15 protein-coding genes are annotated in these 15,242 nt (G+C 63.6%); 10 read left to right on the top strand and 5 right to left on the bottom strand.

Annotation, left to right across the window (positions count from 1 at the left end):
- Nucleotides 1–27 precede the first annotated feature (27 nt).
- Nucleotides 28–660: a class I SAM-dependent methyltransferase gene (locus NCN05_RS05130; protein WP_250397266.1), complete on the bottom strand. Its 633-nt coding sequence runs from the start codon at nucleotides 658–660 to the stop codon at nucleotides 28–30.
- Nucleotides 661–691: 31 nt separating this feature from the next.
- Nucleotides 692–1,846: a site-specific integrase gene (locus NCN05_RS05125; protein ID WP_250397372.1), complete on the bottom strand. Its 1,155-nt coding sequence runs from the start codon at nucleotides 1,844–1,846 to the stop codon at nucleotides 692–694.
- A 72-nt stretch (nucleotides 1,847–1,918) separates the two neighbouring features.
- On the opposite strand from NCN05_RS05125, the gene hemH reads away from it, so the two are divergent.
- Genes hemH through NCN05_RS05095 form a run of 6 tightly spaced genes read left to right on the top strand, consistent with a single transcriptional unit; the run spans nucleotide 1,919 to nucleotide 8,419 of the window.
- Entirely contained in the window at nucleotides 1,919–3,094 is a 1,176-nt protein-coding gene (gene hemH / locus NCN05_RS05120) for a ferrochelatase (protein ID WP_115132867.1), read from the top strand.
- Between the two features lie 56 nt (nucleotides 3,095–3,150).
- Nucleotides 3,151–4,938 (top strand): biosynthetic-type acetolactate synthase large subunit, encoded by a 1,788-nt coding sequence (gene ilvB, locus NCN05_RS05115; RefSeq protein WP_250397265.1) that lies wholly within the window; start codon nucleotides 3,151–3,153, stop codon nucleotides 4,936–4,938.
- Nucleotides 4,935–5,282, top strand: coding sequence for a nuclease (locus NCN05_RS05110; RefSeq protein WP_115008683.1), 348 nt, complete (start codon nucleotides 4,935–4,937; stop codon nucleotides 5,280–5,282). The genes ilvB and NCN05_RS05110 overlap by 4 nt, the downstream gene beginning before the upstream one ends.
- Entirely contained in the window at nucleotides 5,275–5,511 is a 237-nt protein-coding gene (locus NCN05_RS05105) for a GIVxVP protein (RefSeq protein ID WP_250397264.1), read from the top strand. Before NCN05_RS05110 ends, NCN05_RS05105 begins: the two co-directional genes overlap by 8 nt.
- Before the next feature lie 33 nt (nucleotides 5,512–5,544).
- Nucleotides 5,545–6,735: an amino acid ABC transporter substrate-binding protein gene (locus tag NCN05_RS05100; protein WP_250397263.1), complete on the top strand. Its 1,191-nt coding sequence runs from the start codon at nucleotides 5,545–5,547 to the stop codon at nucleotides 6,733–6,735.
- Nucleotides 6,736–6,757: 22 nt separating this feature from the next.
- The gene (locus NCN05_RS05095; protein WP_250397262.1) at nucleotides 6,758–8,419 is read left to right on the top strand and encodes an NAD(P)/FAD-dependent oxidoreductase; all 1,662 of its coding nucleotides are present in this window, start codon (nucleotides 6,758–6,760) and stop codon (nucleotides 8,417–8,419) included.
- Here NCN05_RS05095 and pgeF read toward each other — a convergent pair.
- From pgeF to NCN05_RS05080, 3 genes are read right to left on the bottom strand one after another with little or no spacing between them, the layout of a single operon-like run.
- Nucleotides 8,416–9,216 (bottom strand): peptidoglycan editing factor PgeF, encoded by an 801-nt coding sequence (pgeF, locus tag NCN05_RS05090; RefSeq protein ID WP_250397261.1) that lies wholly within the window; start codon nucleotides 9,214–9,216, stop codon nucleotides 8,416–8,418. The genes NCN05_RS05095 and pgeF overlap by 4 nt on opposite strands.
- Nucleotides 9,217–9,227: 11 nt before the next feature.
- Nucleotides 9,228–10,112, bottom strand: coding sequence for a Tab2/Atab2 family RNA-binding protein (locus NCN05_RS05085; RefSeq protein WP_250397260.1), 885 nt, complete (start codon nucleotides 10,110–10,112; stop codon nucleotides 9,228–9,230).
- Nucleotides 10,109–11,356 carry a S1 RNA-binding domain-containing protein gene (locus tag NCN05_RS05080; RefSeq protein ID WP_250397259.1) on the bottom strand — a complete coding sequence of 416 codons (1,248 nt, stop codon included), beginning with the start codon at nucleotides 11,354–11,356 and terminating at the stop codon, nucleotides 10,109–10,111. Before NCN05_RS05080 ends, NCN05_RS05085 begins: the two co-directional genes overlap by 4 nt.
- Before the next feature lie 74 nt (nucleotides 11,357–11,430).
- Between NCN05_RS05080 and NCN05_RS05075 the strand changes: the two genes are divergently transcribed.
- From NCN05_RS05075 to NCN05_RS05060, 4 genes are all read left to right on the top strand, one after another.
- Entirely contained in the window at nucleotides 11,431–12,273 is an 843-nt protein-coding gene (locus tag NCN05_RS05075; protein ID WP_250397258.1) for a creatininase family protein, read from the top strand.
- 76 nt (nucleotides 12,274–12,349) lie between these two features.
- Nucleotides 12,350–13,069 (top strand): aldehyde oxygenase (deformylating), encoded by a 720-nt coding sequence (locus tag NCN05_RS05070; RefSeq protein WP_114988527.1) that lies wholly within the window; start codon nucleotides 12,350–12,352, stop codon nucleotides 13,067–13,069.
- A 114-nt stretch (nucleotides 13,070–13,183) separates the two neighbouring features.
- Nucleotides 13,184–14,224, top strand: a complete 1,041-nt coding sequence (locus NCN05_RS05065) for a long-chain acyl-[acyl-carrier-protein] reductase (RefSeq protein WP_006850195.1) — start codon at nucleotides 13,184–13,186, stop codon at nucleotides 14,222–14,224.
- Nucleotides 14,225–14,243: 19 nt separating this feature from the next.
- On the top strand, nucleotides 14,244–15,233 hold the full coding sequence (locus NCN05_RS05060; RefSeq protein WP_114988525.1) for an acetyl-CoA carboxylase carboxyltransferase subunit alpha: 990 nt from the start codon (nucleotides 14,244–14,246) through the stop codon (nucleotides 15,231–15,233).
- The last annotated feature ends 9 nt before the right edge of the window (nucleotides 15,234–15,242 follow it).

Below are 15,242 nucleotides of genomic sequence, written 5' to 3'. Positions count from 1 at the left end.
CTGTTGGCTCTGGAGGGGTTTTTGGTTCTATCGAGGCCGAGTGGCGGTGATGCGTTGCAGAGCCCGACCCGCCAGCAGTTCCTGGCTCACGCTGCTGAACCCGAGTCGCTCCAGCTCGGTGGGGAGGTCGTCCTCCAGCATGGCGGTGGCGGTGTCGGTTTCAAACAGGGCACAAAACAGTTGCTGGGGAAGCTTCAGCCAAGGTCCGGCCGGATGGAGATCCACAAGCACCAACCAGCCGCCCGGTTCCAGCAGCCGTAGGGCACTGCGGAGCACCCGTTCCCGATCGCTGCGGGGAAATTCGTGCAGGGCCACGCTCAGCTGGATGGCGCTGAAGCTGGCATCGGCCAGGGGTGGATCTTCGGCCAGCCCTTCCACCCGCTTCAGGTTGGGGTGGCGTTGGGCGGCGAGATCCAGGGCGCGGGGGGAGACATCGAGCCCCGTCACGGCGTATCCCGCCGCCAACCAGGGGGCTGCTGCTTCGCCACTGCCGCAGCAGAGATCCAGCACCGACGCGCCGGGCTTGAGATGGGGCTGCACCGCCTCGAGCCCGAGGCCTCGCAGGCGCTCCACCCCGCCAACACTCAGCGACGACACCGCCGTGACCGTGTCGTAAATCCAGCGGTAGCGGTAGGCCAGCGGCCTCAGAAATGAGGTCATCGTTGAAGTGAAAAAAGCAGACAGGGTGTTGTCAGGCCGGTTGCCGGGCCAGGGCTGCATCCACCGCCTGCTGCTGATCACGCCGGGTGATCCAGTGGTGATAGGTGCGGGTGTGGATCGTCACCGAGTGGCCCATCATCCTGGCGGCGACGGTGTCCGGCAGGCCGACATGAATGGTGCGCACCGCCCAGGCGTGGCGCAGGTCGTAGGGGGTAATCGGCAGGTTGTAGCGGCGGAACTGCTCACTCACCCGCCGTCCCACCTGCTGCAGGGTGGTGCGCCGCAGATCGGTCTGGATGGCTGGCAGAGCGGCCGGATTCTCCGCCAGCTCCTGCAACCCGAAGTGCTCGACCCAGTCGGGGTGGAACGGCCAGCTCTGGTGTTCACCGGTTTTGGTTGTGGGCAGCACCCGCAGCACCTGATCCCCGCCCGCTGCCAGGGAGGAGCAATCGCAGAAGAACACCTCGTGGTTGCGCAGGCCGTAGGTGGCCATCAGGGCAAAGGCCAGGCGCCACTGTGGATTGGGGATGCGGCCTGCGGCCTCGAGGATCTGCGGATCGGTGGGCAGCTGGCGGAACCGGGCCCGGTGCAGGCCATAGCCGCCGGCCTCCTGGCGCCAGTCCTCCGGCAAGGGCAGCTCCAGGTGCCGGGCCAGGGCGGCCAGGGCTGTGGCGCATTGCTGCCGGCTGCGGCTGCCGTCGTCATAACTGGTCAGCGTCTGCATCAGCAGCGCTGGCTCCAGCGGCTGATCACCGCACTGACGCGCCAGTCGCCGGAGGTAGGGCAGATAGGCACTGGTCCAGGTGGTGCGACTGCTCGCCGGGGAGCGGCGTCGGCGCGGGTCGGCAAAAAAGGCTGCTTCGAAGCCTTCGATGGCGGCCTGGATTCCGATCGAACGCCCTCTGGCCGTGGCAGCAGAGGAGGAGGCCGACCAGAGCGTCCAATCAAAACTGCGCTGCTCAAGTTGCAGTTGCACCAGGGCAGCGGTGCTGAGGGCCTGATTCAGTCCGGCTGCATCGGCCATCAGCCCCAGGCTGATCCGTTGCAGGCCGTTGCGGCTCGGATCCCCGCGCAAGGGCAGAGACCCGCGCAGGTTCAGCCGCCGACCCCGCTGTTCGATGCGCAGGCCTGACCCCTGTGCCGCCAGCTGCGCATTGGCGGTCTCCAGCGCACTTTTGAGCTCCATAAATGTGTCGTTGGAACCAAGGATCGCGTCCGTGGCGGCTACGCTCAACCCCCGAAAACCGTTCTGGTTGGTATGTCTCGCGTCGGTGTCGTCCTGCTGAACCTGGGTGGCCCGGAGCGGATCCAGGACGTTGGCCCGTTTCTCTACAACCTGTTCGCCGATCCGGAGATCATTCGGCTTCCCAGTCCGGCGCTGCAGAAGCCGCTGGCTTGGTTGATCAGCACCCTGCGCAGTGGCAAGTCGCAGGAGGCCTATCGCTCCATCGGTGGCGGATCACCGCTGCGGCGTATCACCGAGCAGCAGGCCCGTGAACTCCAGAGCTTGCTGCGTCAGCGCGGCATCAATGCCACCAGTTATGTGGCCATGCGCTACTGGCATCCGTTCACCGAATCCGCTGTGGCGGACATCAAGGCCGATGGCATGGATGAGGTGGTGGTGCTCCCCCTCTACCCCCATTTCTCGATCAGCACCAGTGGATCCAGTTTCCGTGAGCTGCAGCGCCTGCGTCAGGCGGATCCGGCCTTTGAGAAGTTGCCGATTCGCTGCATCCGCAGCTGGTTTGACCACCCGGGCTATGTGAAGGCCATGGCCGAGCTGATCGCGGCAGAGGTCCGCAACAGCGACGACCCCACGAAGGCCCACGTCTTCTTCAGTGCTCACGGTGTGCCGAAGAGCTACGTCGAAGAGGCGGGCGACCCCTATCAAAAGGAGATCGAAACCTGCACAGGTTTGATCATGAAGGAGTTGGCCGTTCAGATGGGCCACGAGAACCCCTTCACCCTGGCCTACCAAAGCCGTGTGGGTCCGGTGGAGTGGCTCAAGCCCTACACCGAGGAGGCCCTTGAGGAATTGGGGCAAGCCAAGACCAACGATCTGGTGGTGGTGCCGATCAGCTTCGTCAGCGAACACATCGAGACGCTTGAGGAAATCGACATCGAATACCGGGAGTTGGCCACCGAAGCCGGTGTGGTGAATTTCCGTCGGGTGCGTGCTCTCGACACCTATGCCCCCTTCATCGAGGGATTGGCGGATCTCGTGGCCACCAGCCTGCAGGGCCCTGAGGTGAGTCTCGATGCGGCGGCGGAGCTGCCCAACAAGGTGAAGCTCTATCCCCAGGAGAAGTGGGAATGGGGGTGGAACAACAGTTCCGAGGTCTGGAACGGCCGTCTGGCCATGGTTGGTTTTTCAGCCTTTTTGCTCGAGCTGATCAGTGGTCAAGGGCCGCTGCACGCCCTCGGCCTGCTCTGACCAAGCCAGAGGAGCTGCGGGCCCTTAACCTTGGGGGTCATTGACCCGTCGCCTCTGTGACTCTCACCTCAGCGTCTTCGGCCGTCACTGGGCAGCAGGCCGGTCACGGTGGCCAGAGAATGTCTGGGGCGACAGCCCTGATGGATGCGTTGCGGCGCCATGGCGTTGACACGATTTTCGGCTACCCCGGCGGCGCGATTCTCCCGATCTACGACGCACTCCACATCGCCGAGAGCGATGGTTGGGTGAAGCACATCCTGGTGCGGCATGAGCAGGCCGGCACCCACGCGGCCGATGCCTATGCGCGTGCCACCGGCAAGGTGGGCGTTTGCTTCGGCACGTCTGGGCCGGGTGCCACCAACCTGGTGACCGGCATCGCCACCGCCCAGATGGACTCGGTGCCCATGGTGGTGATCACCGGTCAGGTGCCGCGTCCGGCGATTGGCACCGATGCATTCCAAGAGACCGACATCTTCGGCATCACCCTGCCGATCGTGAAACATTCCTGGGTGGTGCGCGATCCGGCTGATCTCGCTTCCATCGTTGCCCAGGCCTTCCTGATTGCAGCCAGTGGTCGTCCGGGCCCCGTGCTGATCGACATCCCGAAGGATGTTGGCCAGGAGATGTTCGATTACGTGCCGGTTGAGCCCGGATCAATTGTTCCCAAAGGCTTCCGCAAGCCTCAGCCCCCCCGGGATGAACCGATCCTGTCGGCGCTTGAGCTGATCGCCGAGGCGGAGCGTCCGCTGCTCTACGTGGGCGGTGGTGCGATCTCAGCTGGTGCTCACGACAGCCTGCGGGTGATCGCTGAGCGCTATCAGATCCCTGTTACCACCACCTTGATGGGGAAGGGTGCCTTCGATGAAAACGACCCTCTCTCGGTGGGCATGCTCGGCATGCACGGCACGGCCTATGCCAACTTCGCCGTCACCGAATGCGATCTGCTGATTGCTGTTGGCGCCCGTTTTGACGATCGGGTGACCGGAAAGCTCGACACCTTCGCCCCCCGGGCCCGGGTGATCCACTTTGAGATTGACCCGGCCGAAATCGGCAAGACCCGCCGCCCCGATGTGGCGGTGCTGGGTGATCTGGGCCTGAGCGTGGCGCGCCTGGTGGAGCTGAGCCTGCAGCAGCAGGTGAAACCCTGCACGACCCCTTGGTTGGCGCGCATCGCCGAGTGGAAACAGACCTATCCCCTCACCGTGCCTCCCACCGAAGGCCCCCTCTTCCCCCAGGAGGTGCTGCTGGCCGTTCGCGAGCTGGCACCGAATGCCATCGTCACCACGGACGTGGGCCAGCACCAGATGTGGGCGGCCCAGTACCTGCGCAATGGGCCCCGGGGCTGGATCAGCAGTGCCGGTCTTGGCACCATGGGCTTTGGCATGCCGGCCGCCATGGGCGCCCAGGTGGCGTGCCCCGATCGTCAGGTGGTGTGCATCGCGGGTGACGCCAGCATCCTGATGAACATTCAGGAGTTGGGAACCCTGGCGGCCTATGGCCTTCCGGTGAAGGTGGTGATCGTCAACAACCACTGGCAGGGCATGGTGCGTCAGTGGCAGGAGAGCTTCTACGAGGAGCGTTATTCCGCCTCCGACATGCTTAATGGCATGCCGGACTTCGTGGCTCTCGCCCGCTCCTTCGGTGTGGACGGCGTGCACATCCGCGAGCGGGACTCGTTGAAGCGTGATCTCGAGGCGGCGCTCAAGGCCCCCGGCCCGATGTTGATCGACATCCACGTGCGTCGTGGTGAGAACTGCTATCCGATGGTTCCCCCGGGCAAAAGCAATGCTGAAATGGTGGGCCTTCCGGCTCCCATGCCGGTTCTCAACGCCCCGACCTCTTGATTCGTCTTGTCTTAATCGGCGTTCTGCTGCTGCTTTGGGCCGTGCCGGTGCAGGCCGCAGAGGTGCTTCAGGTGCGCAGCAGTTCCCTGCTGCAGGTGGGAGATCACAACCGCACCTACACCGTTGCCCTGGCCTGTTCCGCCGTTGATGCAAGCCAGGAGGCCGAGGCCACCGCATGGCTGCGTCAGGAACTGCCGCGCCGTCGCAAGGTCAATCTGCGGCCGGTCGGCTCCAGCGAGGGGCAGCTGATGGCCCGGGTGACCCCGATCGGTGCTGAGCGTGACCTCAGCACCGGCCTGATTGCCGCGGGTTTGGCCAGTAACAGCTGTGGGGGCGATGGCTGATAACCGCATTGCCCGGGGCATTGTCTTGGTGCCCTGTCTGCTGCTGGGGGGTGCCTTTCTGGCCACAGCGGCCTGGGGGCAGGGGGCCGCAGCTGAAAACCGCACCCTGGCCATCGGCATCGGTGCTGGTTTGCTGTTGGCGGGTTGGCTGTCCCAGTTGGGTGGCGGCTCTGAGGGTGGGCCTGAATCCTCTGTGACAAAACCGGACGAGTCCGACCCCTATCCCTAATTTGCGGGGATCGGGTTGCTTCCCTCCGATCCCATGTCGAAGCCTGAGTGGCGACGTTGGCCTTGGCTGTCGTGGTGTGTTGTTGCAGCCACGCTCATCGGCTGCCAGTCGATCGTGGCCAGTGGCGTCAGCCGCCCAAGGCTGGCGGTGCTGCTGCCGATGGGGCACCGCGATGCTGAATTGCGGCACAACTTCCTCCAGGGCTTTCGTTTGGGCCAGGCTTCGGTGGAGGCCTGCGGAGAGCCCTTCCCGCAGGTTGCCTGGCATGGGACCAACTCCGGCGATGCGCCCGATCCGCAGCTGATGCCTTCGACGGAGCTCAAGCTGCTGGTGGCTCCCCCGTCTGCGGATCTGCGGGCCTTTGCCGCCTTCGCTGACGAGCGGGATCTCACCGTTCTGCTTCCCTATCAGCGTGGACAGTCGTTGGACACCCTGCGCGGGCTGGAAGGCCGTGAACGGCTCTGGCCGCTGGTTCCTTCCCGCCAGGAGGATCTCAAGGCGATGGTGGCGGCTGCGATGGAGGCCGGCTGGGGACGGGCGATGGTGGTCGAAGACCCTTCTGCCCTTGAGTCCACCAGCTCCAAGGCCTTTGTGGAGCTGTTCAAGGCCGCTGGCGGCATTGTTGAGAGCTACGAAGCACAGCCCGTCCAGCGGGTGGATCCCAGCAACAACGGGCGTCTCCAACGGTTCAAGGACGATATGGCCTGGTCTTGGGTGCCCACCGTTGTGGTGGCTGATGCTCCGAACGGTCCCCTCTCCCGAGAGCTGCGGGCCGAGCAGCAGCAGGGGCGCTTTGGCGGTGGTGCACCGCAGGCGCCGAACTGGATTTGGCTCACCGAGGCGGAAGGCCTGCAGGACGCGCCCGCGGTGCCCTGGCAACAGCTTGGGTTGCAGCACCCAGCCCGTGGGGTGGCCTGGGCTGAGTTTCAAAAGGACTTCCAGCAGTCCACCGGCAAGGCTCCATCGTTGCTCGCGGGGGCGGGCTTTGATGCAGCTCGGCTGTTGGCCTTGGCCGATGCAGCACCCTTGCCGTTGTCCGCTGACGGGGGCATCGATGCGATGGGTTGGTTGGACCCTTATCAGAAGGAGGTCGTTCCGATTTGCCAGGCCTTTGATCAGCGTCGCCGCGGGGAGCGTCTGCGTCTGAAGGCGGTGGCCAGTGATTCCCGCTTTCGTGCTGGCTTGGCACCATCGGGCCAGGCCATGGCCGGTCTGATCGAATGAGGTCTGGGGATACGACCTCGAGATGCTGCGCCTGAGTGAATTGAAGCTGCCCCTCGACCATGGGGAGGAAGCGCTGCAGGAGGCGGTGCTCAAGCGTTTGAGGATTCCGCCGGATCGTCTTCTGGGTCAGACCCTGGTGAAGCGCAGTGTTGATGCGCGACGTCGCGACCGGATTCAGCTGATTTACAGCGTGGATGTGCAGGTGAAGGGTGAAGCCGCCCTGTTACGGCGCATCGGCAACAAAGGCCGGGTGCGTCTGGCTCCAGACACCCGCTACCGGTCTGTGGGTCATGCCCCCGATGGCTTCCCCTTGGATGCGGCCGATCGGCCTGTGGTGGTGGGGGCAGGTCCCTGCGGTTATTTCGCTGCTCTGCTGTTGGCACAGATGGGGTTCCGACCGCTGTTGCTGGAACGGGGTCAGACCGTGAAGCAACGCACCGCTGACACCTTTGGCTTCTGGCGGGGCACCAGCCCCTTCAACCCGGAATCCAATGCCCAATTCGGTGAGGGCGGAGCCGGCACCTTCTCCGACGGCAAGCTCTACAGCCAGGTGAGCGATCCCGAGCACTACGGCCGCAAGGTGCTGGAGGAGCTGGTGGCCTGTGGTGCCAGCGAGGAGATCCTCACGTTGCACCGCCCCCACATCGGCACCTTCAAGCTCGCCACCGTGGTGCGTGGCCTGCGGGCACGGATTGAAGCCCTCGGCGGTGAGGTGCGTTTCAACAGTCGCGTGACACGCCTTCAGCTCAGCGACAGCAGCGCTGGGAAGCCGCATCAACTCGATGGCTTGGTGCTGGCCGATGGAACGGAGATTCCCTGCCGCCATCTGGTGCTGGCTCCCGGTCATTCCGCGCGCGACTGCTTCGAAATGCTGGAGCAGATCGGTGTGCAGCTGCAGCGCAAACCGTTTTCCGTGGGCGTGCGGATAGAGCATCCGCAGCATCTGATTGACGCAGCCCGCTGGGGAGAGGCGGCGGGCCATCCTCGTCTCGGGGCGGCCGAGTACAAGCTGGTTCACCATGCCGAGAACGGCCGCTGCGTCTACAGCTTTTGCATGTGTCCCGGAGGATTTGTGGTGGGCGCCACCTCGGAGGAAGGCCGGGTGGTGACCAATGGCATGAGCCAGCACTCCCGCAACGAGCGCAACGCCAACAGCGGTTTGGTTGTGGCTCTGGACGCCGATGATCTGGCACCGTTTGAACGCTTTCCAGGGGATCCGTTGGCGGGGATTGCTCTGCAGCGGGAGCTGGAGGAGCGCGCCTTCAGGCTGGGGGGAAACAGCTATGCCGCACCGGCGCAGCGGTTGGAGGATTTCCTGGCTGCTCGTCCCTCCACCCGTCTGGGTGGCATCGCCGCGTCGTATCAGCCGGGTGTGCATCCCGCCGATCTGGATGACCTGCTCCCTGCTGCCATCGTTGAGGCCTTGCGGGAGGCGTTGCCGGCCTTTGCCCGCAAGCTGAAGGGGTATGACCACCCCGATGCGGTGCTCACCGGTGTGGAAACCCGCACGTCATCGCCCGTGCGGATTCCCAGGGATGAAGCGTTGGAATCGCTCAATGTGAAGGGGCTGGTGCCCGCGGGTGAAGGGGCGGGCTATGCCGGCGGCATCCTCTCGGCCGGAATCGATGGCATTCGAGCTGCTGAAGCCTTGGCCATTCAGATCCTGAGGCCCAAGCCTGTTTAAGTTTCAGCTGCAGACAGGGCTTGCGCCACGATTCCGCTCCACTGAACGGCTTTCACCTGATCCCGTCGCCAGGAATGGAACAGCTCGGGCTCACTGACGGTGCACAGCGGGCAGTGGGCGATCCGTTCGCTGGGGATTCCAGCGCCCTGGAGCTGCACTCTGGCGGCGGTTCGGATGTCCAGGCGATGCCGCCCCGGTTGCTCATCCGGCAGCAGGGCCCCTGCATCGGATAGGGAAGCCTTGTTAGGGACCGCGGCGCTGACGGCCTTCACCACCTCATCGCCCACCTGGTAGCAGGGGCCGCTGACGGCCGGGCCCAGGGCAACCACCAGATCCTCCCGCCGGGCCCCCCGCTCCACCAACCGGTCCAGGGCCGTGATAAGGATTCCAGCCGCCACCCCACGCCAACCGGCATGACAGGCTGCGGCATGCCCGGTGCCGGGATCCGCCAGCAGAACTGGGGTGCAGTCGGCACCGCACACCCAGAGGCTCTGCCCCCCGCGATCACTCACCAGGCCATCGGCCTCAGGCCAGGGATCCTGACGGGCGTCGCTGGCATTCAGCACGATCCCACTATGGATCTGCTGGGGCCGGTGGACGCTGATGCCGGCGCTGACGTACCCCGCCAGTTCATCAGGACCACGGCCGTGCCAGAGCCGGGTGAAGAAGCCGTGTTCGAACCCCTGCCCATGCAGAAGATCGCTCTGGAGGTAATAGCCCCCGTAACAACCGATCCAGGTCCAGCCCTTCAACGTGTTGAAGCGGCTGTCTGGTCGATCAAACGGCCCGTCTTTCATCAGCCCTGCAATCAGGCCATGGGGATGTCCCGCAGCATCCAGAAGCCGCCGAAGGTCTGTTCTTCGGGGCTGGACTGGATGGCGATGAACTGAAGGCCGCGCACCTGCTGCTGCGAAGTGGCTAGGGCCTCGGAGATTTCAGCGGCGACGCCCGGCTCCAAGTCGCTCACCAGCCAGCGGTCATCCTGACCAGCCTCCAGCACCAGCTGGCGGTCTTCAACGATCATCCGCACGGGTTCCAGACCCCCCAACCAGCCCGCCATGGCGAGGGAGCGGCTCTGACTGAACAGGCGCAGACCCGGCACAGAGGCCTCGGGGTCGATGCCATAGGGCACCGGCAGCAGCCCGCTGAAACTCATTGGCCATTCCGATGCCTCCAGCAGGAGGCTCGCCGGCAGGGCGGCCCAGCTCCAGGCGTCTCCTTGAACTTCCTCCGGCAGGGGCACTGGAGGGGTGGGAACCGGCGCCGGCGGTGGTGCCAGTGGGCCCGCCATGAAGCCCTCCTCCTCGGGATACACCTCCCTTTCGCGCTGCTGAAGCCAGTCGAGCAGGGCGAAGGTGCGGCGGCTGGGAATCACCTCGAGGTCTTGTTCGGCTGCGGCGCGCTGCACCATGGTGCGCATCGAACTGCGCCAGCAGCGCAGGCGCACGGGCGAACCCCAGCCCCCGCTTGCGGATGCCTGCTTGGCTTCAGCCAGGGCTTGGCTCAACCAAAGCGAGTTCACCTCACCAGAGGGGCACACCTTGGCGAAGCGAAATGGCTCTGCATCGCCGGTTGCGGCGGGGGTGGAGGTGATCAGCAGTTCCCAACGTTTGCGGCCATCGGCCTCAAGGATGGGTCGGGAGTAGAAGTCGAGTTCCCAGTCTTCGGCGGCTGTCAGGGCAGCAGTGCTCATCCGGCCGATTGCTCCTGCTGTTTCAGGGTGTTCTGGGCGCGGCTGGCGCGATCGGCGGCTTCAGCCATCACTTTGTCTTTTTCGATCAGCAGCTCTCCAGGAGGCCCCTCCAGCAGGGCTGTGTTGAGGCCGATCCGTCCGCGGCCAGGGTCCAGTTCCGTGATCAGGGCCGAAACGCGGTCGCCCTGGTCGAACACCTCACGGATCGAGCGCAGGCTGCCATTGGTGATGGCTGATTGGTGCAGCAGTCCGCTGATGCCACCAAGGTCGATGAACAGGCCGTAGGGCTTCACCGCAGCAACCTGACCTTCCACCAATTGGCCCACTTCCAGATCTTGGAAGCGTTCGGCCACGGCGGCTCGTTTTTCGGACAGCACCAGCTTGCGCGTCTCCGAATTCACCTCGATGAAGGCCACCCCCAGGGTCTTGCCCACGAGCTCCTGGTGGTTTTCACCGTTTTGGAGTTGAGAGCGGGGAATGAAGCCGCGCAGCCCTTCGAGATCGCAGGTGACACCGCCGCGGTTGAAGCCATTGACGATGACTTGAACCACTTTCCCCTGTTTCTCCAGTTCCTTCACCCGGTCCCAGCTCTTGCGCAGTTCAAGGGCGCGACAGCTGATCGTGACCATCCCGTCAGCGTTCTGCTCACGGGTCACCAGAACTTCAACCTCCAGGCCCTTGGGGAAGCGCTCCCGGAAGTTGGTCACCACGCCAAGGCCCGCCTCGCTCTTGGGCATGTAGCCGGGGGCTTTGCCGCCGATATCCACGTACACGCCATCGCTTTCGATGCCGATCACCGTGCCCTTGATTACCTCACCGGTGGTGCCCACCGGAGCGTTCTCGTCCAGGGCGGCGAGGAAGGCTTCTTCATCGAAATCGAAGTCGTCCACGCTGCGCGGCTGATTGCGCTGCTCCTTCTTGGGTTGTTGATCCGGCGCGCCCATCAGGTCGGCCATGGTCATGCCTTCCATGCCGCCCATGTCGAACAGAGCGTCGTCATCCGTGCCTGGAGACGCGGTGGAGTCTTGCTGGACAGGTCGCGGCGGGGTGGCGAGACCCGCCCGTTCCTCAAGGATGCGTGCCTTTTCCGCCGCAGCCTCTGCTGCTGCCCGTGCTTCAGCCGCTTCACGAGCCAGCTTTTCCTGCTCTTCGCGGCGGTTGATCTGCATCACCTGCAGCGGTTTCGTCGCTGCCGGCTTGGGTGCCTTGGGGCGGTTGGGCTGCGGACTGCCGGCTGCGGGCATGGACCATTGGGCTTGTCGATCGCTCATTTTGACAGGCTGGGTTGGGATCAGCACCCCCGTGCCTGTGCAACGCCATGGACCAGCTCCGCAAGCGATTTGATCAGCTGACCTGGCCCGAGGCCAGCTGTGCTGCCAGCAAGCCGGGTGCCACGGTGATCTGGCCGTTCGGAGCCTGTGAGCAACACGGCCCCCAACTGCCGCTTTCGACGGACGCTGTTTTTGCTGAGGGCATCCTCGATTCCGTGTTGCGCGGGCTTGAGCCAGCTCTGCCGATTTGGCGACTGCCGTGTCAGGCCATCGGATTTTCGCCTGAGCACCAGAACTTTCCCGGCACCCTCAGCCTTTCAGCTCCTCTGCTCCTGGATCTGGTCGACCAGGTGGGCACGCAGCTGGCGGCGATGGGGGTGCAGCGCCTGGTTCTGTTCAACGCCCATGGCGGCCAGATCGGTTTGCTGCAGGTGGCAGCCCGACAGCTGCGCGCTCGCTGCCCGTCGTTGGCTGTTCTGCCCTGCTTCCTCTGGAGTGGCGTGGAGGGGCTGGCGGATCTGTTGCCTGAGCAGGAGTTGGCCCATGGACTTCATGCTGGCCAAGCCGAAACCAGCTTGATGCTGCAGATGGCCCCAGAGCTGGTTGGATCCGCCCGCCCGGTGGATGGACGTCCAGCGCCGGGATCCGCGCAGGATCCTCCAGCGGGCTGGAGTCTTGAAGGGGCGGCGCCCTGCGCTTGGCTCACCGACGACCTCAGCGCGACGGGAGTGATCGGTGATGCGCGCCAGGCCTCCGCTGATCTGGGACGTTGCCTGCAAGATCGCTTGATCAACCACTGGCAGGAGCGTTTTCAAGCCCTTCTGGCCAGTGACTGGCCACCCACTCAAAGTCTTCTCTCCCAACCGTCCAACATCACGCCCAAGTCCTGAACCTTGGACGCCTGTGTCACCAACTCTTGGGGCACTGGTTATTGTCAGTCCAACTGAAAGTGGTGGACAGCGTCCTATGACGACCCTCAATGCACCTGAAGCACCCGTGCTGGAGGGCCAGGACGCACTTCCCGATTTCACAACCGAGGCCTACAAAGACGCCTACAGCCGGATCAACGCCATCGTGATCGAGGGCGAACAGGAAGCCCACGACAACTACATTTCCCTGGGCACGCTGATCCCCGAACAGGCCGAGGAGCTCAAACGTCTGGCGCGGATGGAAATGAAGCACATGAAGGGCTTCACCTCCTGCGGACGCAACCTCGGGGTTGAAGCCGATCTTCCCTTCGCCAAGAAGTTTTTCGAACCCCTTCACGGCAATTTTCAGGCCGCTCTCAAGGAGGGCAAGGTGGTCACCTGCCTGCTGATTCAGGCTCTGCTGATCGAAGCATTCGCTATTTCGGCCTATCACATCTATATCCCTGTGGCCGATCCCTTCGCCCGCAAAATCACTGAGGGTGTGGTGAAGGACGAATACACCCACCTCAATTACGGCCAGGAATGGCTGAAGGCCAACTTCGAGGCCAGCAAGGACGAACTGTTCGAGGCGAACAAAGCCAACCTGCCCCTCATCCGCTCGATGCTGGAAGACGTGGCTGCTGATGCGGCCGTCCTTCACATGGAGAAGGAAGACCTGATCGAGGACTTCCTGATCGCTTACCAGGAAGCTTTGGGTGAAATCGGCTTCACCTCCCGAGACATCGCCCGCATGGCCGCAGCAGCGCTTGCTGTTTGACCCGTTTCAGGTCTTGATCCAACGCCGGTTTATCGACAGGCACGTTGCCGTCGATACCGGTTGCCATGGGACCATGGTTGTTCGAGGTGTTCTTTGAGACGTCAGAAGTAAGACATGTTTGGTCTGATCGGACATTCAACGAGTTTTGAGGCTGCTCGCCGCAAGGCCATGGAACTCGGGTTCGATCACATCGCCGACGGTGATCTGGATGTTTGGTGCAGTGCACCTCCGCAGCTCGTTGAGCACGTGGAAGTCACCAGTCCCGTGGGCACGACCATCGAGGGTGCCTACATCGACTCCTGCTTCGTTCCCGAGATGCTGAGCCGCTTCAAGACGGCCCGGCGCAAGGTGCTCAACGCCATGGAACTCGCCCAGAAGAAGGGCATCAACATCACTGCCCTGGGTGGCTTCACCTCGATCATTTTCGAGAATTTCAACCTGCTCCAGCACCAGACAGTGCGGAGCACCACCCTGGATTGGCAGCGGTTCACCACCGGAAACACCCACACGGCCTGGGTGATCTGCCGTCAGGTGGAGAACAACGCTCCAAGTCTCGGGATCGATCTCAGCAAAGCCAAGGTGGCCGTCGTTGGTGCCACTGGTGATATCGGCTCCGCCGTCTGCCGTTGGCTGCAGGCACGCACCGGAGTTGGTGAGCTCCTGCTGGTGGCGCGTCAGCAGCAACCGCTGCTAGATCTTCAGCAGGAACTGGGCGGTGGCCGGATTTTGTCGCTCGATGAGGCCCTGCCTGAGGCCGATGTGGTCGTCTGGGTGGCAAGCATGCCCCGCACCCTTGAGATCGATCAAGACAGCCTCAAGAAGCCCTGTCTGATGATTGATGGGGGCTACCCCAAGAACCTAGATACGAAGGTTGCCGGTGGTGGCATCCACGTTCTCAAGGGTGGAATCGTTGAGTTCTGCCGTGACATCGGCTGGTCGATGATGGCTATCGCCGAGATGGAGCGGCCGCAGCGCCAGATGTTTGCCTGCTTTGCCGAAGCCATGCTGCTCGAGTTTGAGCGCTGCCACACCAACTTCAGTTGGGGGCGCAACAACATCACCCTCGAGAAGATGGATTTCATCGGTGCGGCATCGGTGCGCCATGGGTTCAGCACCTTGAACCTTCAACCCAACCTGCAGGCCACTGCTGCCTGACCTTCGAAGAGCCAGAGCCATGCCCCGTCGCCCCCTGCTTGAGTTCGAAAAACCGCTCGTCGAGCTGGAGCAGCAGATTGAGCAGATCCGTCAGCTGGCCAGAGATTCGGAAGTCGACGTTTCGCAGCAACTGCAGCAACTGGAAAGCCTCGCGGCCCGTCGGCGTCAGGAGATCTTTCAGGGGCTGACTCCCGCTCAGAAAATTCAGGTCGCCCGTCATCCGCAGCGTCCAAGCACGCTGGATTTCATCCAGATGTTCTGCGACGACTGGGTTGAACTGCACGGCGATCGTCGCGGTAATGACGATCAGGCCTTGATCGGCGGTGTCGGCCGGGTGGGCGATCGACCCGTGATGTTGATCGGCCATCAGAAAGGCCGCGACACCAAAGAGAACGTCGCGCGCAATTTCGGGATGGCCGCTCCGGGTGGATACCGCAAAGCCATGCGGTTGATGGATCATGCCGATCGCTTCCGCTTGCCGATTCTCACGTTCATCGATACCCCCGGGGCCTATGCCGGCCTTGAGGCTGAAGAGCAGGGCCAGGGTGAAGCGATCGCCGTCAACCTGCGGGAGATGTTCCGCTTGCGTGTTCCGGTGATCGCCACCGTGATCGGTGAAGGTGGATCCGGCGGTGCCTTGGGCATCGGGGTGGCCGATCGCTTGCTGATGTTCGAGCACAGCGTCTACACGGTGGCCAGCCCTGAGGCCTGCGCCTCCATCCTCTGGCGTGATGCGGCCAAAGCGCCTGATGCGGCGGCAGCCTTGAGGATCACCGGCCGCGACTTGCTGGAGCTTGGGGTGGTGGATGAGGTGCTTGAGGAGCCCTCCGGCGGCAACAACTGGGCACCATTGGAGGCCGGAGAAAACCTGCGGGCGGCAATCGAGCGTCACCTCGACCAACTGCTGAGCCTTTCGGAACAGCAACTGCGCGAGGCCCGCTACTCCAAATTCAGAGCCATGGGACGGTTCCTCGAAAAAACGTCACAGGATGTCGACAAAGCCGCTTAAAGTGTCGCG

It is taken from the genome of Synechococcus sp. MU1651 (genome assembly GCF_023630635.1).
In the GTDB taxonomy this organism is placed as follows: Bacteria; Cyanobacteriota; Cyanobacteriia; order PCC-6307; family Cyanobiaceae; genus Parasynechococcus.
The sequence above is the reverse complement of the archived record's forward strand: the minus strand, read 5'-3'. Positions and strand labels throughout refer to the sequence as shown.